At 36.6% G+C, this 21,433-nt stretch carries 14 protein-coding genes; 1 reads left to right on the top strand and 13 read right to left on the bottom strand.

Going from position 1 to position 21,433, the window contains the following annotated elements:
• Positions 1-34: 34 nt before the first annotated feature.
• Together TY13_RS02455 and TY13_RS02450 are read right to left on the bottom strand one after the other, a co-directional pair.
• A complete protein-coding gene (locus tag TY13_RS02455) occupies positions 35-349 on the bottom strand; it encodes a metal-sulfur cluster assembly factor (protein ID WP_406601069.1) in 315 nt (104 codons plus the stop codon).
• Positions 350-397: 48 nt separating this feature from the next.
• On the bottom strand, positions 398-1,150 hold the full coding sequence (locus TY13_RS02450; protein ID WP_042471225.1) for a prolyl oligopeptidase family serine peptidase: 753 nt from the start codon (positions 1,148-1,150) through the stop codon (positions 398-400).
• 162 nt (positions 1,151-1,312) lie between these two features.
• Between TY13_RS02450 and TY13_RS02445 the strand changes: the two genes are divergently transcribed.
• Positions 1,313-2,119: a Cof-type HAD-IIB family hydrolase gene (locus TY13_RS02445; RefSeq protein WP_042471223.1), complete on the top strand. Its 807-nt coding sequence runs from the start codon at positions 1,313-1,315 to the stop codon at positions 2,117-2,119.
• Between the two features lie 79 nt (positions 2,120-2,198).
• Here TY13_RS02445 and TY13_RS02440 read toward each other — a convergent pair whose 3' ends face one another.
• From TY13_RS02440 to addB, 11 genes are all read right to left on the bottom strand, one after another.
• The gene (locus TY13_RS02440; protein ID WP_042471221.1) at positions 2,199-4,040 is read right to left on the bottom strand and encodes an oligopeptide ABC transporter substrate-binding protein; all 1,842 of its coding nucleotides are present in this window, start codon (positions 4,038-4,040) and stop codon (positions 2,199-2,201) included.
• A 385-nt stretch (positions 4,041-4,425) separates the two neighbouring features.
• Positions 4,426-5,271, bottom strand: coding sequence for an ABC transporter permease (locus TY13_RS02435; protein ID WP_081796917.1), 846 nt, complete (start codon positions 5,269-5,271; stop codon positions 4,426-4,428).
• 92 nt (positions 5,272-5,363) lie between these two features.
• A complete protein-coding gene (gene opp4B, locus TY13_RS02430; protein ID WP_042471217.1) occupies positions 5,364-6,326 on the bottom strand; it encodes an oligopeptide ABC transporter permease in 963 nt (320 codons plus the stop codon).
• A gap of 1 nt (position 6,327) precedes the next feature.
• Complete coding sequence (locus TY13_RS02425) at positions 6,328-7,278, bottom strand: ATP-binding cassette domain-containing protein (protein WP_042471214.1); 951 nt, start codon at positions 7,276-7,278, stop codon at positions 6,328-6,330.
• The gene (locus TY13_RS02420; protein ID WP_042471211.1) at positions 7,278-8,288 is read right to left on the bottom strand and encodes an ABC transporter ATP-binding protein; all 1,011 of its coding nucleotides are present in this window, start codon (positions 8,286-8,288) and stop codon (positions 7,278-7,280) included. Before TY13_RS02420 ends, TY13_RS02425 begins: the two co-directional genes overlap by 1 nt.
• Positions 8,289-9,004: 716 nt before the next feature.
• Positions 9,005-10,471, bottom strand: coding sequence for an alpha-amylase family glycosyl hydrolase (locus TY13_RS02415; RefSeq protein ID WP_042471209.1), 1,467 nt, complete (start codon positions 10,469-10,471; stop codon positions 9,005-9,007).
• 520 nt (positions 10,472-10,991) lie between these two features.
• The gene (locus tag TY13_RS02410; protein WP_042471206.1) at positions 10,992-11,360 is read right to left on the bottom strand and encodes a YisL family protein; all 369 of its coding nucleotides are present in this window, start codon (positions 11,358-11,360) and stop codon (positions 10,992-10,994) included.
• 198 nt (positions 11,361-11,558) lie between these two features.
• Complete coding sequence (locus TY13_RS02405) at positions 11,559-12,461, bottom strand: fumarylacetoacetate hydrolase family protein (RefSeq protein ID WP_042471203.1); 903 nt, start codon at positions 12,459-12,461, stop codon at positions 11,559-11,561.
• Between the two features lie 176 nt (positions 12,462-12,637).
• Positions 12,638-13,810, bottom strand: coding sequence for a DUF418 domain-containing protein (locus TY13_RS02400; RefSeq protein WP_042471201.1), 1,173 nt, complete (start codon positions 13,808-13,810; stop codon positions 12,638-12,640).
• Between the two features lie 373 nt (positions 13,811-14,183).
• Complete coding sequence (gene addA, locus TY13_RS02395; RefSeq protein WP_195891645.1) at positions 14,184-17,882, bottom strand: helicase-exonuclease AddAB subunit AddA; 3,699 nt, start codon at positions 17,880-17,882, stop codon at positions 14,184-14,186.
• Positions 17,851-21,411 (bottom strand): helicase-exonuclease AddAB subunit AddB, encoded by a 3,561-nt coding sequence (gene addB, locus TY13_RS02390; protein ID WP_042471198.1) that lies wholly within the window; start codon positions 21,409-21,411, stop codon positions 17,851-17,853. Before addB ends, addA begins: the two co-directional genes overlap by 32 nt.
• Positions 21,412-21,433 lie beyond the last annotated feature (22 nt).

The raw sequence follows: 21,433 nt of genomic DNA, 5'->3' as shown, positions 1-21,433 counted from the left end.
ACAGACATCTGCTTTCCCTATAACCCTAATCAATTTAACGAACGCCTAATGCCATTTTAGCATAGCGTGTCATCATATCTTTTGACCATGCTGGTGTCCAGACAATGTTTACTTCAGTATCTTTTACTTCAGGTAGCTCACCTAAAGCCGTTTTTACTTGGTCGACAATAACAGGGCCAAGTGGGCAGCCCATAGAAGTTAATGTCATCGTTACTGTTGCTAAACCTTCTTCATTTAAATCTACATCATATACTAAGCCTAAGTTAATAATATCAATTCCTAACTCGGGATCAATTACGTTTTCTAAAGCGCTATACATACTATCTTTCATATCTTGATCAATCGCCATTTTCAACACCCCTTTCTTATTACAATTTATGATAGCAGAACTCCGAGCTTATGCCAAATGCTGTGCTAGCCAGTCTGTTACAGCAAGCATTCCCACTCTTGATACAGCATGTCCTGCTTTATCATCTACAATGTATGCGGAACGCGAATTTTCCCCATACTTTTCAAAGTACGGGTAACTCATCTCAAATGGTACAACTTGATCCTTTTTGCCATGCCAGAAAATCGTCGGTACTTGCTGTAGTACATTCGTTTTATTTTCTAAATTATATGCTGATAACATCGTCATTGTCTCAGCAAGCTGCTGCTCTGTAAAAGGTAATTGTACACCCGCTTTTTCAAACTGGGTAAGCTGGTGCTCTGCAAATTTTGTATAGCTCGTTGCTCCCATGCAAACACCCGCTGTCTGTATCCAATCATATTTGCTTAAGCAGCCTACAGTTACAATCCCCCCCATTGAAGTACCTGCAATACTAACTGCATTTGTAGCTAGTATGCCTTTATTTTGGAGCTCTTTATAAATAAGTTCGACTTCCCCTACTGTGCGCATAACAATCTCCCAAAATACTGGCTCAAGCTGCTGTGACGTTGTATTAGGCTTAGCACGCTCACCATGTAAATGAGCATCTGGTAAAATTACACGTACGCCCTTTTTCACTAACTGGTATGCGAAATGTAAATTATGCTCCTTAGCACTTCCAAAGCCATGAATAAAAATGGCTACAGGATTTTTAGCTGTCATTTCATTTGTGTGCACATGTAATAATGGTATGTGCTCCCATACTTCATTTTGTACAATCACTAGATTTCACTCCTACCAACTCTATCTATATTTAGAGTAACAAAAATTGAATGATATGACAAAACTTTGACGTGTGCTTATAAAAAGAAGTAAAATTAACAGACAGTTAATCATCCAAGAAAAGACTACTTATTAATGGACAAAAAGGGGATTCAAATTATTATGAAACAACATTTAATTGTTTTAGATTTAGATGGTACATTATTAACTGACCACCAACAAATTTCATCATATACAAAGGATATTTTAATGAAAGCACAGCAGGCTGGACATGCTGTTATGATTGCAACTGGTCGTCCATATCGAGCAAGTGAAATTTATTATCGTGAGCTTAATCTGAAAACACCCATCGTTAATTTTAATGGTGCGTTTGTTCATCATCCTAACAACAGCTCTTGGCAGCAATTGCATTCACCACTTGCAATGAGAGTCGTACATGACGTTGTCGATTCAGTTGATAAATTTAATTATGAAAATTTAATTGCCGAAGTAATTGATGATGTCTATTTACACAATGCAGATGAAAAAATGCTCAATATTTTAAGCATGGGCAACCCTCGCATTACAACGGGTAATTTAAAAACACACTTATTAGATGATCCAACTAGTTTATTGATTCAAGCTACAGACGAGCATGTTTCAACAATCCGTCAACACTTAGAAGATGTACACGCTGAATTAATTGAGCACCGTCGCTGGGGCTCCCCATTTAACGTCATTGAAGTTGTGCGCAAAGGATTAAATAAAGCAGTTGGTATTTCACATATTGCACACGAAATGCAAATTCCACGCGAACGCATTATTGCATTCGGTGATGAGGATAATGATTTAGAAATGATTGATTACGCAGGTGTAGGCGTTGCCATGAACAATGGTATTGAGCCACTCAAAAATATTGCAAATGAAATTACGCTATCTAACAACGAGGATGGAATTGGCAAGTTTTTAGCAGAGCGTTTGAAGCTATAATAGAAATATTCTCATACAAAGAGCATAAAAAACCTCCCTTGCCATTGCAAGAGAGGTTTTTTTACCTTCACACTAATTATTATTTAATTGGTGCGTCAGCAGTTAATTCAATATCTTGAAGCTCTGTTGGATTAGCATAATCAATGCTGTAGTTTTTCACACGTTTATTAACTGGTGAAAGCTCTAAACGGTACATCATTGGAATGATTGGTGCTACATCATGAATTTCTTTTTCAAATGCTGCAAATTGCTCAGCACGGTAAGTAGCATCGAATGCTTCTTTAGAATCGATATTGCTTAAAGTTTGTTTTAAGCTATCAGATGTGTAACGAGAGAAGTTGTATTGAGCATTATGTGCATAAACACCAGATGGAGATGGGTTAGAACCTACGCCCCATGCACCCATGAATACATCGATGTTTGGATCATCTGCTTGAACTTTGTCATAGAATGAGTTGAACTCAATTGTACGACCGTCTGTGAATACAACATTTAAACCTACTTCTTTCCAGTTTTGTAACCAGAATGCTGCAATTTGCTCAGCTACATCATCGCCTGCCATTGTAGCTAATTTAATTTCAAGTGGCTTACCTTCTTTATCTTCACGGATACCATCACCATCAACATCTTTAAAGCCAGCATCTTCTAATAATTGCTTAGCTTTTTCTGGATCATATGTGTATCCTTCTAAGCTTGCATCATGGAATGATGTGAATACTGGTGGAAGAATTGCGTTTGCACGCTCACGTAAACCATCATAGAATACTTCTGTTACTTCTTCAACATTTAATGCATAACCCATAGCTTGACGTAAGCTTACGTCACCCATTTTAGAGTTCTCTAAATCAGTTGCTACTTCTTTCTTTTCTGAATCCCACTTACCTAATTTGAAACCTAAGTATGAGTAGTAAAGCTCAGGACGAGCTAACACATCAATATTTGTTAAAGCTTCAATTTCAGGATATTGTGCAGAACCAAATGACAATGCTAAATCATATTCGCCAGCCTCTAATGCTTTTGCGATAGAAGCAGGTGGTACTACTTTCACGATAACGCCATCTAATTTCGGTTTACCTTTCCAGTAGTGTTCGTTTGCTGTATATTGTACAGATTCCCCTGGAACAATACGGTCAATTTTGAACGCACCTAATGTAACTGGGTTTTTACGAACTGCATCGCTTTCTACTAATTCCGCTACTGGAATATCACCAATAACATGACTTGGCTCAGCATATGTCCAAAGACCATCACCACCAGAAGCTAAAGCTGGAGAAACCTTTTTCAGATGGATTTCTAAAGTTGTTTCATCAATCTTTTTAAGACCAGAAATTGTGTCAGCAGTACCATTATGATACTCTTCAACACCAATAATATTACGTAATTCTTCGTCATAACGAACACCTGTGTAATCTTTATGAGCAATAATTTCGTAAGGTAACATTATATCTTCAATTTTTAATGGCTCGCCATCAGACCATTTTACACCTTCACGAATTTTAATCGTTACGATGTTTGGCTCACCTTCTGCTTCTGCTTGCTTTACATCCATACTTGCGATACCTTCATCAGTAATTAAGAAGTCACCGTCAGTTTTGAAAATTGAGTTAGTTGTGAATGACATTAATTCTCCATCGTATGCATCTTCATACAGTACCCATGAGAAAATACCTTGGAAAGGTTCACTTTTCTGTAGAGCCACCATTAATGTACCGCCTTCAATAGCAGTCCCTTCATTTTCAACAGATAATGAGAAGCTATCTCCCTGCTCTTCTTTAGCTTCTTCACCAGTTGTTGTGCCACCGTCAGTTTTGCCTGTATCAGTGTTCTTGTCTGTGCCTTCTTTTTTATCTCCGCCACATGCAGCTAACACGAACATTAGCGCAAGTAACATTGTTAGAAGTGCCCAACGTTGTTTCTTCATTTTTTTTCCTCCCTTTTTTCCCTCAGCTAGAAGTTGTACCTATAAACACTAGCCATATTTATCAAAACACACCTACCAAATATCGGTAAATGTGATGGTACCAACCTTTTTTGTACCGAAAGCGTTTGCGCGAAAGTAAAGCGTCAACGATAGATACAAATCCTTTACAACTATTCTAGTAAATCTTTTCAAAAAAATCAATTTTCAGTTTTTTCTGAATATAATAAATTACTAGTTCCCTAAAGAAATACCTATTATCAGCTACTTCTTTCATATCTTAACTATTTTATATGCAAAAAGTCTAGCATATTTTCATAAATAACGAGGAAAATTAGAAAATATTTTATATTTTCTAATTATTCCTCTGCAATTTTTAATTAAAAATTTAACCTAAGCGTTGCTTAGCATCTGCCGCGCGACGTAATGCTTGTCCAACATAGTTGATTGAAAGCATTAAGATTAAAATAAACAATGCTGCTGGTAGCCATACCCACCAATAAGTAGACATAACTAATGGGTTATTCGCATATGCTACAAGTGTTCCTAATGAAGGCGTTGATGGTGGTAAACCGAAGCCTAAGAAAGTTAAACCTGTTTCAATCCCAATATTCCCCGCAAAGCTTAATGTTGCTTCAACAATTAAAATCGAACTAATATTTGGCATTACTTCCTTGAAAATAATAACAAAATCATTCGTTCCAAGTGTTTTTGAAGCATTTACATAGTCACGACGGCTTTCCGAAAGTGCTTTTGAACGCACAAGACGTGCAATGCTCGTCCAACCAAATAAACTAACAATTAAAATGAATGTGAAAACAGTATATTTCGGTACAATTGTAATAAATACAATAATAATCATTAAAGATGGTAATGTAATAAAGAAGTCGATAATACGCATAAACATATTATCAATCCATCCACCGAAATAACCACAAGCTAAGCCAATAAAGATACCTACTGTACCTGTAATCAATGTAATAGCAATCGCGATTAATAGTGAGTTTTTCGCCCCAATAATAAGCTGTCCAAAAACATCACTACCACCAATATCTGCTCCAAGCCAATGTAGCGAACTCGGTGGTGCGTATTTAGAGCGTAATGAAACTTTCATTACCTCTGCTGGATCGAAAAATAATGATGCTATAAAAACACCTGAAATCGCCAAAACCATAATAATTAACGAAAACATTGCAACTCTATCTTTAATAAACTCACGCCAAACAACCTGCATACCAGTTGGTGGAGCGCTTATTATTTCTTGCTCTTTTTTATTGTCTTTCTCTTTAACCACTTTTTTCACCTCTCCTTAACTTATTATTTTGTCTATTCAATCCTAATTCGTGGGTCAACAATACTCATAATAATATCGGATAATAGACTACCTAATAACGCTAAGAAGCCGTATAACATAACGAGCGCTGTAATAACACTATAATCACGAGATGCAATAGACGAAATAAATAGTTGTCCCATACCTGGATATGCGAAAATTGTTTCAATGAAAATCGAACCGCCTAATAAGCCTGTAATTGTAAAACCGATAAACGCCGCTACTGGTAATAACGAGTTACGGAAAATATGTTTTGAATATACTTTATTTGCTGGTACACCTTTTGCACGCGCTGTACGTACATAGTCCATACTTTTTGCATCTACTACTTCTGTACGTAAATATTGAATAATCGCTACCGTTCCTAGTACTGCCGATGTAAATGCAGGTAAAATCATATGGTAAATTTTACTTATATAATAGCCCGCAGAACCTGGTACTTCACGAACGTCTACTGAACCAGTAGTTGGGAACCATTGTAATTTATAACCGAAGAAGTATAACAAAATTAATGCTAGAACGAATGTCGGTATCGCATAGCTAATAAAACTATATAAAACTACCCCTCTGTCAAACCAACTGTTGTGAAAGCGCCCTGCCAATACCCCTAATGGCACTGCGATTGCATAAAGCATAACAGCTGTTAACAACGATAACCAGAACGTATTCATCGCTCGCTCACCGATTAACGTTGATACTTTTACTTTGTACGTATAACTATTTCCAAATTCCCCTTGGAAAGCATTCCCTACCCAACGTGCATATTGCTCATACCATGGATCATTTAAACCATTTAATTCACGCAATTCTTCAATACGCGCAGGATCTGTTTCTGGCGTAATTTTACCTGTGAATGGATCCCCAGGCATATTTTTAGCCATAATGAAAATTAATAAACTTAGCACAAATAATTGTGGAATCATAATTAAAAAACGTCTAACAACTGTTTTCCACATATTAATTGCCTCCCTTCAGTGCTGAAGAAGTTGCAGCGACAAAATGCGTGTCTGAAATTGGTGATAAATCATATACTCGACCATTTTCATCGAAATACTGCTTATGTTCTGCTTGATAGTTGCGCTCTACTTCAATACGCTCAAGTTTACGGTCTTCACGGCCATTTGGTGTAACATCTGGAATTGCTGACAGTAAACGTTTTGTATAAATATGTTGAGGATTATCGTAAATATCTTTTTTCGTACCAGACTCTACGAAACGTCCTTTATACATAATAGAAATATAGTCACACATATGCTTTACTACACCTAAGTCATGTGAAATAAATAAATAGCTTAAACCATATTCATCTTGAATATCTTTCATGAAGTTCAACACTTGTGCTTGTACAGATAAATCAAGAGCAGAAACTGGCTCATCCGCAATAATTAATTTTGGATTCGTTGCAATAGCACGTGCAATACCAAGTCGTTGCTTTTGACCACCTGAAAATTCGTGTGGATATTTTAATCTTGCATCTTCTGGCATACCAACAATTGCTAAAAGCTCATTAATTCTGCGACTTTCCTCCTGCGGTGTAAGCTTCAAAAAGTTACGAATTGGCTCTGCTAAAATATCTTGTACACGCTTTCTTGGATTTAAACTTGAATGGGAATCTTGGAAAATCATTTGAATATCACGATTATAAGCAGAAGCACGATCACGACGCTTATTCGTTACATTTTCGCCCTCATAAATAATAGAGCCGGCTGAAATTTTTTCAAGACCAATAATTGATTTACCTGTTGTCGATTTACCACAACCAGATTCTCCAACTAGACCATAGGCTTTTCCTTTTTCAAATTCCATCGAAATGCCATCAACAGCATATACATTATCAACTACTGTATTAAAAAATCCACCGCGAATTGGGTAATGGACTTTCAAATCTTTAATTTGCATAAAGCTCATTATGCACGTCCTCCTTCTTCGCCTTTAAAGTAGAATTCTTTATAGCACGTACATCTTACAAAATGATTTGGTGCTACTTCATGCAACACAGGATCTTTCTCATGTGCACTTTCTGGAATCCAAGAAATACGTGGTGAGAAACGGCATCCTTGACGTGGTAATTTTAATAAAGATGGTACAATCCCCTCGATAACGTTTAATTTCTTTCCGTCTGAGTTCATCTGTGGGATAGAGTTAAACAACGAACGAGTATATGGATGTTTCGGATTATTAAATAATTCCTCTACCGGTGCTTCTTCAATAATTTGACCCGCATACATAACAGCTACACGATCAGCAACTTCAGCTACTACACCTAAATCATGTGTAATTAAAATAATCCCTGAGCCTGTTTCTGCTTGTAGGTCTTTTAGTAAGTCTAAAATTTGAGCTTGAATTGTTACATCAAGCGCCGTTGTCGGCTCATCCGCAATAATGATTTGCGGCTTACAAGAAATTGCAATCGCAATAATAACGCGCTGACGCATACCCCCAGATAATTGGTGAGGGAATTGTCTCGCAACACGTTGTGGATTCGGAATTCCAACTTGCGTTAATAGTTCGAAAACTCGATTTACACGTTGCTCTTTTGTTAATTTAGTATGATAGATTAAACCTTCCTCGATTTGCTCCCCAATACGCATTAACGGATTTAACGCAGATAACGGATCTTGGAAAATCATTCCTATATCTATACCTCGAACATCGTTGAACTCATCCTCGCCCAACTTTGCAAGATTTTTATTTTTAAATAAAATCTCACCTTGCACTCGCGTTTTATTATGATCATGAAGTCCAATAATCGATGTGGCTAATGTACTTTTACCACAACCCGATTCGCCAACAATCGCCAGGATTTCGTTTTTTCTTAATGTTAAAGATACACCATCTACAGCGTCAAAATATGTATCTTTAATTCGAAAACCTGTATGTAAATCTTTAATTACTAAAAGCTCCTCTGACGTTTTCAAATTTTTTCTCCTTTCAAGCAACCAGTTGAGAATATTATGACAATTTACTATTCAAAAAAAATCAATTATTCTAAACGGCTTCTAATTCTTCATGGCATAATTTAAAAGCTGACTATACCGCTTCACATTATACTCTCTGTAAATCTTCAAAGTCAATATGTCCATCTTTAGCTATTCTGACATAACATGATTCTAAATTTAAATAATATTTTTGACAAGCTTTTTTTTAATTTTTTCTTACTTCAATACTTTAAAGTGCTAGTTATTGCTTTTTATTCTACATTATACGCTAATTTTGTGTATTTTTTTACAAGAAATAAATTATACAAAAATAATTTAATATAACCAGATTAGATATAAGAATATTCAAACAATTGCTCTCTGAATTGGCAATATCTGCGTTATACTGAATTTGCGCTCATAGTTGAAGGTACTAAATACCGTAAAATATGGAATAAACAACTTATTAAAATAATTATGAAAAAATAATATTTTTCTCATTACTTAGCAATACGAATTTTGGGCAATCTCGCCTTTCATTTTTTATATTTTTCAATTTAATTATTCGTGAAATATGTTATATTTCGCGTGTCGAACCAATATTCCTGTACATTCCCAGCATTTTTTCCTTAAAAAAATTTATAAAAAATAATTTTTAAATATAAAAAAGCGCCTTATCATTTCCCGTAAAATGGATGATAAGGCATTTTTTATTCTTAATTATCGTCTTGCAATCTACGTTTTTTTCGGCCACGCTTTACAATCATAATCACAAAAATTGTAAATAACACATAAACAATACCTAATGCTACTAAATATGGGACATTCCAACCTCGTTTATCTATAATTTGATAAACATCTGAAACTTCTCGATCTAGAACAACAATATATTCCCCATTTTTATTTTGCTTTACAATTTCATTACTCAATAAACCGCGAAGCTCTTTACCTTCACCAATCTCTTCCTCTGCCAAAACAACAGACTTTGTTTTACTCGTATTATTCGCAATTACTAACCACTGTTCTTTTTCAGATTTACGAGTAAAAGCAATTAATCCGTTATCATTTTCAATTAACTTAAAATCACCTTGGCGCATCGCAACAGATTTGTTTCGTAATCCTTGTAAGTTTCCAATAAAATCAACAAGCTCTTCATCTGTTTTAAAATTATAAATTTGATGCGCTTGCTCACCTGCTACACCATTCATTGCAATTTCTGTACCATACTGTACAACTGGCACACCAGGTAAGAACATGATAGGCAATAGTGCTCCCTTTAAGCGTGTTGGTGGATACATTTTTTGCTCCGTAGTATCAAGTACAAAGCGATTCGTTTGTAATGAGTCAATCATTAATTGTGGTGCTACTTGCTCATTAGCTAAGTATGGTTCAATATGCTTTAATAAATCATTCGTTGGTAAATCTACATTTTTAAACATATTGCGGTATATATCTGCTGCATCCGCAGTAAATTTTGCATCAAAATTTGCATCGCTTACTTCATTTGAAATAACATATACAGCACTATTTTGTGCCTTTACTGTTTCAATTAAGCTATTTATAAATGCTGTATCCGCACCTCCAATATTCGTTAAACGAATACCACCAAAATTATAGCTCTTAACGAATTGTATTAAAGCTTCTTGTAAAGCAGCCTGTACTTCCTCATTTGCTAAATCCCATTGCACAAGCCCATTTTGTTGTGATTTAACCCATGCCTTCTTCATTGGATCTTTCGCCCACTCGTGATGTACACTTACATTTGATAGAGGAAAATCTACCATTATTTGAATGCCCTCTTTATTATAAGCAGCAATTAAATCTGTTAGCTCTTGCTCAGTTCCAAAATGAGGCTCTAATTTATTATAGCTTGTAGGTGTCCGACCATCATACGTTTCAGTTGTAAACACCGCACCGATTGAAGCAATTGTAAAGCCCATTTTTTTTATTGTAGAAAGCTTCTCTACTAAACCAGCAAAATCACCGCCAGCAAATTGAGCCGCATCTTGTCTATCTACGTTAATATCATTTTGAGCCGTTTTATTAAAATAGCGATCAACTAGTACATCGTATATACTTTCGTCTACAATTGTTCGTGTTTCTTCCGCATAGCTAACGGCTGAAAATGGAGATGCTAATAAAATTACCACGATAATTGCAGAAACCCATTTCATCATTTTCATTCGAAGTTCTCTCCTATCAAAATCTATCACCTTCATTAAATTTATCCCGCATAAACGGGCAACAATTATTTTCTGCGACGAGTAATCGCAGGAGCAATTTTTTCTGCGACGAGTAATCGCAGGAGCAATATATCTGTATCGACCTTTGCAAGTCTTGCGCATCTGTAATTCTCTACTGATTGAAGTTTCCTCTTATCCAGTCTAAGGGATTTTTCTATAAAAAATAGTTCATCGTCATTTTACCAAACTTTCGAACGTCGGTCGCCCTTTTTTCTATTACAATAATGTAAATTAAATGCTAAATACGACAAACAAGTGAACAAAAAAGGTTCAGAAAATACAAATGACCTTTTACACAACCAAAAACCCTTTTTTACTCATTCGGGAAATGTTGTAAAATGGGTGCTTTCAACTTTTTAAAGAATACTTTCATGTTTTTTAAATGGGAAAACTCCAATAAAACAGCAAAAGTTGTCCCTAAAGCAGGCTAGCGCGCCGCTTTGAGGACAACCTTTTTTAATTAAAAATTACTACCAATTCCAGTTGATAATCCTAAATAAAGCGTTACTAATAACACGATTGCGAACAATACCCAAAACATTGTTGTTGGCTTGTTTTTTTTCTTACGCACTAAAATCATTTCCATAAAGCCGATAACAAGTATGCCAAATAATACTTTCATATCATAGTTCATACCGGCATCGTCAAGTTTTCCACGCCATTCCATAAACAGCGCACCACCAGAAATGATAATTAAAATGTACATTACACGCAGTATCATATGTACAACTTTGTTTGGTTTACTTGCTAATGCTGCAACGAAAAACAATACAAGTGCAAGTACCCATGTCGTAATATGAAGATGCGTCGTGCTAGTTAAAAAGCTCATCGTATCCCACCTCATTTTTTCTCTTCATGACATATCCTATCATGTGAGGTAAGTTGTTTCAATGAATATGAATATATAAGGCTGTCAGAAAATACAGATTGTCACCTGCATTTCTTGACAGCCATACGTACTTTTAACCAATGTTTTTCACTTGAAAACAATAGTATTAATGGAATTAACCTAGTCTAAAAAACTCTACTATGCAAAACGATTCGCTAACGTTCCAATTCCTTCAATAGAAATTTTTACTTCATCGCCTGCTTTTAAAAATGTTGGTGGATTCATGCCTTTTCCAACTCCTGCTGGCGTGCCAGTTAAAATAATATCCCCTGGCTCTAATGTAACGTACTTCGATATGATAGAAATTAAATCTGCTACTTCAAACATCATATTTTTTGTTGAGCTATTTTGACGCAGCTCGCCGTTTACTTTCGTTACAATTGACAATACTTGTGGATCAGGAATTTCATCCTTTGATACTAAGTAAGGACCTAGTGGGCAAGTTCCATCTAAGCTTTTCCCTAAGAAAAATTGCTTGTGCTTCTCTTGTAAGTCACGTGCTGTAAGATCGTTTGCAATTGTATAACCAAATACATAATCATAAGCCATTCCTTTAGGAATATCTTTGCCACGTTTTCCAATTACAACAGCTAGTTCTCCCTCATAATCTAGCATTGAAGTTTTATCAGCATGAATAGGTAATGTTGTTTCGTCCGCAGCAATAGCCGTTGGTGATTTAGTAAATACAATAATATCCTCTGGTGCCCCGTCTGCTCCCATTTCTTTCGCATGGTCATCATAATTTTTACCTACACATAAAATATTTTTCGGTGTACGTGGAATTGGTGCTAACCATTCGATTTCGTTAAATGTATGTTTAAATTGTTCCGCACCCTCACTTTTTTGCGCGGCATCTACTAATTTTCTTGTTTTTTCTACAAAATCAAAGCCTAATGCAATACCTTCAATAATCGTTGACGGAAAAGAAGGAAAAACTTGTAGTGCTTCTTGGATTGCTAATACATCCCAAACCGCTTCTTCTTTTTTTACTTTCGGTCCAAATTTTACTTGTCCGTCTAATTTAAATGATAATAGTTTCATAATCGTGTCAGCACTCCTTCTTTTTATCCGCATTAGCAGGTTGCCCTTTCTTCTTATTAAAAAATCGAACAGCCTGTAAATGCCCGTTTAATGAAAACTAACTATCAGTAGGAAAGAAATATCTACTGTTGGAAGTTTCATTTTATACATCATACATCATTATGCGACAAAAAGCCTTACTTTTCTGATAATTTTTTACCGTAAGTCAATCTTTTAATGCCCGCTTCAAGTGGTCCTTGTGAAAACTTCGACAACCATAGCTCCGCAACTATAAGCTGCACAACAAAAATACCTAGCGCTATATATGTCCCCATCTGCACAGTCATTTTCCCATACAGACCAAGCCCGAAGTTATAGAAAATAAAAGTTGCGACAACAGATTGCATTATATACATCGTCATAGACATACGACCCAGCTTAGCTAGTGGTGATAGCACTTTCACTGCAAAAGGCAATAAACAAATGACAATAATAGCAGCCATATAGCCAACTGCTAAAATTGGTCCGCCAGCATATACTTTTACATAATCTAATAAATAAGTGCGTGTAAACATATAGGGTGCACTTTTTATAAATAATCCTAAGCCTATACCGATTACAGCGAAAATAATCCACATCAATTTAAGCTCTTTCGCCCGTTCGATTAAACGCCATTTTGCAGCAGCAGCACCGATTAACATATACGGTAAAATAGTAAACAGTGACATAATCCACATACCTACCTGCATTTGCACTGACAAGTCGGCTAGACGCTGTATAAATGCATCCATCCATGTCCCCGTGCCATAAGCTGTAATAGCATTTTGAACCATCACAATATCAACTGGCATTTGCTCCATTTCCAGATTTAGTACGCCCAAAATCGCAAATACAAATAACATAAAGGCGTGCATTAAACAGTTTAATACTACCGCAATTGTCATTAACCATGGGCTTTTTAAGCGCATTAATACAATTAAAAAGAAACCACAAAATGCATACATTACTAAAATATCGCCCCACCATATCAGGAAGGCATGAAGTAAACCAATCGCTAATAAAATTAGCAAACGCTTCGGTGCAAATTTGTAAAAATTAATACCCGTTTTTTGCGATTTCAAATATTGCATCGCTAATCCATAACCAAATAGCATTGAGAACAATGGATAAAAGCTGCTTTGTACGTAAATATCTAGCGTTTGCTGCCACATTATATCCCTTGCTTCGGTAAACCAATAAGCTATATCGATATGTGGCTGCGGCAAATAAAAGCCAAACATATTGACTAATAAAATACCAAGTAAGCTCATACCTCGCAAGACATCAATTGTATGCACTCGTTCATGCATTAATGTAGGTTGAAATTTCACAATCACGACTCCTTATTCATTTTTAAAATAATTTCATAAGTGGGGCTAGCTGACAGAGCATGCCCCACTGATTAGTACAGAGGAACACAAGCTAATCACTCCTCATCCTGAGGAAACGCTTGTGTGACCAGCATCATGTTGGCCTCTTTTTGACAAGCTGTTTGATTCCCCACATAAACATCTCGATTTTATCTGATATTTTAAAGCAGGGGACTGGTGCTCCTGCGATTACTCGTCGCAAAAAATATCTGCTCCTGCGATTACTCGTCGCAAAAAATATCTGCTCCTGCGATTACTCGTCGCAAAAAATATCTGCTCCTGCGATTACTCGTCGCAAAAGTACAGCCCGTTAATACGGGATAAAATCTGTAAGCTACTCCAACGCAATCGCTTTACCAATGTCATAAAGGTAAAGTATTTTTTCTTTAATCTTTATGATATAGGTCATCTCAATAGCTTCACTATAAATTTGTAGCTGCAATTGATAACGTTTTGTCATCTCTTCCGTTAAAGCTGGCTCTACATCAAATGGAGGTCGAACTTTATCTGTTTTATAATCTAATAGTATCCATTGCCCATTTTCCTCAAACAAGCAATCAATCACCCCTTGAACGATTTGACTATCACCCTCAGAATCTATTCTACTAATTGTAAAAGGCACTTCCCGGAGAAGTTTCGTTGCATTTTTAAAGCGGATACCAATAGGTGACCTAAAAAATTCCAATACTTTCTCCATATTTACAATAGCTGCCTCATCTTTAGTTAATAGTTCTCGCTCAACCAAGCCAACTACAAACTCATTTGCCTCATCGAGTGTTGCAAAGCCCTGCTGTGGCACATGTTGCATAATTGAGTGAATCACCGTTCCTATTTCTGCTGCGGTTAAGGCTTTGGCTTGAATAAAGCTTGGGCGCTTTGCCAGTGATGCTTGTTTTATTGCCTGTGGATTATACATGATATCCTCTTCTTGTTGTAGTGCTTCAAAGCGTTTAATTTCAGAAACAGATGTTTTTGATTTTTTCGTTGTTGCTTGTAAATGCAGATAAGTTGTTGTGAAGCGTTCTGTAAACTGTTCTACTAGTTGTTCATCTACCTCCTCATCAGCTAATAATTGCACTAATGTTTCCTGTTCCTCTGGGCTTTGGAACAGCTCTGCTGACAATATTTTGACTGACCATAACGAAGGTTTTAGCCCTGTAGCTTCACTACCTCCTAGTGCCTCATCTTGTACAGCACGTGTTAAAAAATCCGGGTGACTAACAAGTGCTGGAGCCATCCAATCGAAAAATGAATTAGCACTAGCCCGCAAATAATTTGGCAGCAACTTTTTTTGCGGTAGGTCTTGAAGTGCTTCCCATTTCTCAAGTTTCTTTTGCCAATTTTTCACTGTACCTAGCAAAATTAAATGCTCTTTTGCACGTGTCATCGCTACATATAAAATACGCATTTCTTCTGCTTTAAGTTTCGCAATTTTCTTTTCCTTTGTAGCTAAATAAGGCAAAGATGTAAACATTGTGCGTTCTTCTGTATTAATAGCCTTTACTGCAAGGCCAAAATCTTGATCAAATAAATACGAGCCTTTAAAATCTTGTTGGTTGAAGGATCTCGCCATACCAGCTACGAAAACTACAGGGAATTCTAAACCTTTTGATGAGTGAATAGTCATTAAACGAACAACATCATCGCTTTCCCCAATTGATTTTGCAATACCTAAATCATCACCTCGCGATTTCATGCGGTCAACAAACCTTAAAAATCGAAACAAACCACGAAACGATGTTTTTTCATAAGCAAGCGCGCGATCATGTAACGCTCTTAAATTTGCTTGGCGCTGCTTACCATTCGCCATTGTACCTACAAGCTCATAATAATTAGTATCTAAATAAATTATCCAAACTAAATCCGCAAGAGAGCCTCGTCGTGCTAACTGGCGCCATTTTTCTAATAGCGCTAAAAAATACTCAAGCTTTGTTGCAATTTTTGCATTAGATGGTTGCTCCATAAAAGTTGTCAAAGCCTCAAAAAATGGCACATTGCCTTTAGCTAAACGCACCTCGGCTAGCTCATTTTCCGTTAAACCAAAAAATGGTGCACGCAGTACCGAAGCAAGCGGAATATCTTGATACGGATTATCAACAATCTTTAAAACATTTAGCATAATCATTACTTCTAGCGCATCGAAATAACCTTTTGACGATTCCGCATATAACGGGATACCAGCCGCTTTAAATTCCTCAGCAAAATCAGCAGACCATGCCATTGAACGCATTAAAATAACAATATCGCTATAGCGAATTGGCCTTGTCGTGCCATCCTTTGGGTTAAATATAGGCATTTCTCTGTCAATCATATACTGAATTTTTTTGATCATATAACGAGCTTCTTGTTGAGATGTTTTTAAATCCTCTAATTCTTCATCAAGCTCAAGCTCCTGCTCACCTTGCTCTCTAAACTGATCAAGTACAACGAATTCGACAGGGATATTCGCCTCATTATAATGAGCGCGGAATTTTAATGCTGCTTGCTCGTCATAGTTTATCTCACCAACTGTTTCATCCATCACTCGTTCAAAAATGTAGTTCGTTGCCTCCAGTACCTCCTGACGACTGCGGAAATTAGCGTTCAAATCAATTTTCAAACCTGTATTCATCGGATTTTCAGCAAAATCTTTATATTTACGTAAAAATAGACGTGGCTCTGCTAATCGAAATTGATATATCGACTGCTTAACATCGCCAACCATAAATAGATTCCCATTTGCCTCATCATTACTTTTCACAAGCTGTAAAATCGTTTCTTGTAATAAATTGACATCTTGGTATTCGTCAACGAGTACTTCCTTAAAGCGTTGTTGGAAATCCTTTGCCACTGCTGATGGCTCAATGCCTGTCTCCGTTTTTACAGTCAATATTTCCAAGGCGTAATGCTCTAAATCGGAAAAGTCTACTAATGCCCGTTCTAGCTTAGCCGCTTTAAATGCCTCACTAAAAACTTTCACAAGCTTCACAAGCGTTTCGATAATCGGCTTCATCTGTCTTATTTCATTCAATAAAAATTGAGGCTTGCGTACAAAAAACGTCCCCTTTATTGTTTTCACAATATCCTTCGCCTCATCACGATGATTTTTGGCAATATCCTTTATTATTGGGTCTGGCTCGTCTGATTTTTTTAAAGTTGGTAACCTACTCCATTGTGCTTTTTCTAGATGCTCATGTATATCTTGCCATGTGCCATTTTTTAACTTATCAATCGCTACTTGTACGAAGGCAAGCTCCTCTACTGCTAATGAGCTATATGCACCTATGCCAAAATTCCCTTCAGCATAACGCTGCATTGCTATTAAATTATTTTCAGCAGCGTACAAAGAATTTAAAATTGAATTTTTTAATTGCGGTGTAAACACTAGATCATCGATTGTCGTATCTTCTGCAATATCATATTCTTTCGCTAATGTATCAAGCCACTTATACGGGTCTGGCTGCACGCGTGACATATTGTAAAGTTGCTCTAACAACACTTCAATTTCTTGGTCATGACGATCTGAAGAAAAGCTATCAACAAGCTCATACACTTCTAATTGTGATAAATCTCCATCATCGCTATATGCCTGCTCTAGTATGGTAGAAAGTACGTCATCCTGTAATAAAGCCACTTCATCCTGGCTCGCTATACGAAAACCAGGATCAAGATCAATCATGTACGCATATTGTCGACAAATCGCTAAACAAAACGAGTGCAATGTTGAAATTTGCGCTTTATTCACTAAGCTCAATTGACGTCGTAAAAATTTGTTATGTGGATCCTTAGCAATTTCTTTCTCCAATGCTGCGGCCAAGCGACTACGCATTTCTGCTGCTGAAGCATTGGTAAATGTTACAACAAGTAGCTCATCTACATCGAGTGGTTCATCCTTCGCGATAATTTTCTGGATAAGGCGCTCAATTAAAACAGCGGTTTTCCCAGATCCCGCCGCCGCAGATACAAGCGTATCCTGCCCTGTCGCCCATATCGCCTTCCATTGCTCATCAGTCCATTGCGCATCAATCGGCTTCTTCGGTATCATTAATGTCACTATAACCACATTCCTTTCTGACACGTGAAATCAGCTCATCCACCTTTTTCACTGGCAAATTATTATATTGCTGATGCCCATCTGATGGATCAAATTGACAAACTGCTTTGAATCCGCAATAATCACAGGCTGTTCGATTCTTTAATTTATACGGATAAATCTCGGTAGCCCCTGTGAATATTTTGTTTCCTGCCTCTTTATGTTTCTCAATAACAAAATCCTGTAAAATCGGTATCGTTTCTACGTCCACTGTTTTGGAGTATGCTCCAATTGCCCCTTTCGATGTCATGCTTACAGGAATAATTGGTGATTTCTTTTGTTCTAATAAGTTTTCATCCATTGCCTCTAATACTGGGACTTCATTCGTTAAAAGCCCTTGCATCCGGTATTTTTCAAGACGTTGTAACTCACGCATTTGCTCATCAACATATTCCTCTAGGCGAATAAGTGGATCATGTACATGCACATATAATACCCCTGCTGGTGTAACAGAAATTTCCTGCCCTTCGGGTAACGCAAGTAGCTCCTTTGCATTTTTCACTGCTACATCTAAATACGTCAATAGCTGTAGTGAAATCCCATGATACACTTCATTTAAATCTAAGTCGCGACTTGATGATTTATAATCAACAACTCGTAAATGCAATTGGCCATTTTCATCGTAAGCATCTATACGGTCGATTTGTCCACGCAAATACATTTTACGTTTATTTTCTAGTGAAATTTCTAGCGCTGGTAGTGGCTTTATTCCTTTTTTTGTCGTTTTATCATCCACTTTACCAAATGGTTTTTCGTGAACGATTGGTTTAAATTTTGCCACCTTGGCATGTTCTGTTAAAGCAAATAACGTACGTGCTACAACGCGGATAAGCTTTTCTTTTATATATAAATAACGCGAATTACTTTCTAAAATGCGGTAGGAGAATATATGGACAAGTGGTTCCACTGCCCCTCTCGCTTTTTGTAGGCATTCTCTATAGCTTGCTGGCGGCACACCATCACTCGTTAAAATTGTTCGCAATGCTTCATGAAATAAATCACCCATTGCAAACGTTTCTAAACGATATTCTGCGCGCTCCTCCAATCGCAAACCATAAGTAGCAAAGTGTGAGTATGGGCAACGATAAAATTTTTCTATTCGTGAAACACTTGCCTGTAATTCCTCGCCATATAACTTTTCAGTTATGGTCGGCTGTAATGGCTCTGCTTTATTAATCGTATACAACGGTTTTGTCACAAACTGTAGCATACGCTCCCACTCTGGATAACGGCGATAAAATGCGCGTAATGCGCGCCATTCTGCCGAAAGCGACTTCGTATGTTCCGCTTCTTTTAATTGCATTGCTAAATAAGCAATCGACACTTTCGGATGACGTAAATAAGGTAGTATTTTATTTTCATCAATTTCTTCAATTGGATCTACAAAAACTCGTGTATGCAATAATGTACGTTTTTCTTCTATGGTAAATAATTTATGCAAACGATTAATATAAAGCGATGGTAGCAAGCTTTTACCATCGTCATCAGCACTTGCAAACGTAATATAGAGCTTGTCTGTTGGTGAAGTAAGCGCTCGATAAATTAAAAATGCTTCCTGTAGTAGCTTACTTTTCGCATTTGGTGCCAATTCATAATCAAGCTGCTCAAAATAAGTACGATCTGCATCTGTAAGCAATCCTTCTTTATCAATACGCATTGGATAAACACCATCATTAACACCAATAATAAATACTACCTTCATATTATCAAAACGTGAGTATTCCACTGTCGAAACTGTTACCTCGTCAATTGCAGGTGGGATATTTGAAAATTGCAATGAATCATAGCCTTCATCAAGCATTTGCGCCGTTTCCTGTAATGTTATTTCTTGCTCACCAAACATCAAGACGAACTGCTCAAGTATATTAACCCAACCATTCCATACTTGATCATGCTCGCTAGCAAAATCAAACGCAGCATTTTCAAGTTCATACTCCTTCATTATTTGTAACTTTTCATAAAGCTGTAAACGCTCTGCATAATCATATAAAGCCCGCCCTATTTCTAAGCCCGTTTTTGCCCTTTTTAAAGCTTTCTCTAACATAAACAATGGCTCTCGTACAATATCACGCGCACGCTGTAACATTTCTTGCATCTCAAGCTCTTTATCGGTTTGTACACTTCCGATTTTTTCTAATACACGAAATCTTCGATACTGCCAAACATCATCGTCATGCCAACGCTTGCCAATAATCCCTTTAGCTATTACGAAATTTTCAAGTTTATCTAGCTGCTCTCTATATTTTGTTGCCTCTACATGTAATGGCAAAAATAAATCTGTTTTAACTGCACGAAAAACAGGTTCATATTGCCAATTAGATATTACAACCTCTAGAGAAGAACGCATAAACTCGATAAATGGGTGATGTAGCATTGGTCGTTTTTCATTTGTGAAAAATGGAATTTCGTGTTGCTTAAAAATTGTTGCAATTAACGGATCATAAACATCTGCTTGACGATACATAATCCCAATATCTTTGTAACGTATTTGTTCCTCAGCAACAAGACGCATTATTTCCCGTGCAATACTTTGAATTTCTACACGTCGATTTGTACCTTCAATAATTTGAACGGCCCCACTTGCTAATTGTGTTGCTGGCACAGAGGCATGAAAATTCTTTTCAATATGCAATAAATCTAGTTGTGTTGTACGATGATTTACTGATAAATGCACTCTGTTTTCCACTTCAATATGATGCTGTGTCGCAAAATCCATTAACTTATCATATGTAAATGCTGCACGATGAAATAATGCTTGCGAATCTGCTGCATCTTGAACATCATCAAAAGGTAACGCAATCGTCACACGTTTCGCAAGTAATAATAATTGCTCAATAATTGCAAACTCCCTTTTTGTAAAAGCCGTAAAGCCATCGATATATATCTCCGACTGCTGTATTTTTTCAAAGTTTTTTAATTGCTCCACTAAAATTGGATAAAATCCTTCCCCATCTACATAGCTTTCACCAATACTTTCCTCTAACTGCTGCAAAATAATTTGAAAATCCTTCATTTTTGCAATTAATGTATGGGCGGCTCCATATGCTTCAAGCTCATTTATTAAATTAACAATTGACGTGCTTGTCACATCATATTGACTAAACTCACGCAATAATTGTTCAATTTCCTGTGTAAATCCTTGCTTACTAGCTGCTTGTGTAAATATTGAAAATTGCTCCTTATTATCCTGCAAAATACGGCGAATTAACATACGGTAGCCAAAGCTATCAATTTTATTGCGAGCAATACCACCTGTTTGCTGCAAAATAAACCATGCTAAACGTTTAAATGTTAATACTTGCGACTGTACCATACCACTAATATCATAACGGTTCGTTAAATCATGCTCTGTTTTAAATGACATTTGATCAGGTACAATGATAAATAGTGGAGTACCGAAAGGGTCATTCTTTAAATACTGCACAATTTCTCGTTGAAGCAATGTTGTTTTCCCTGTTCCAGCTCTCCCTGAAATAATGCGTAAAGACATATCTACTCCCTCCTCTTTTTAC

It is taken from the genome of Bacillus ndiopicus (assembly GCF_000612805.1).
In the GTDB taxonomy this organism is placed as follows: Bacteria; Bacillota; Bacilli; order Bacillales_A; family Planococcaceae; genus Metasolibacillus; species Metasolibacillus ndiopicus.
This window is presented reverse-complemented; position numbering and strand designations above follow the sequence as displayed.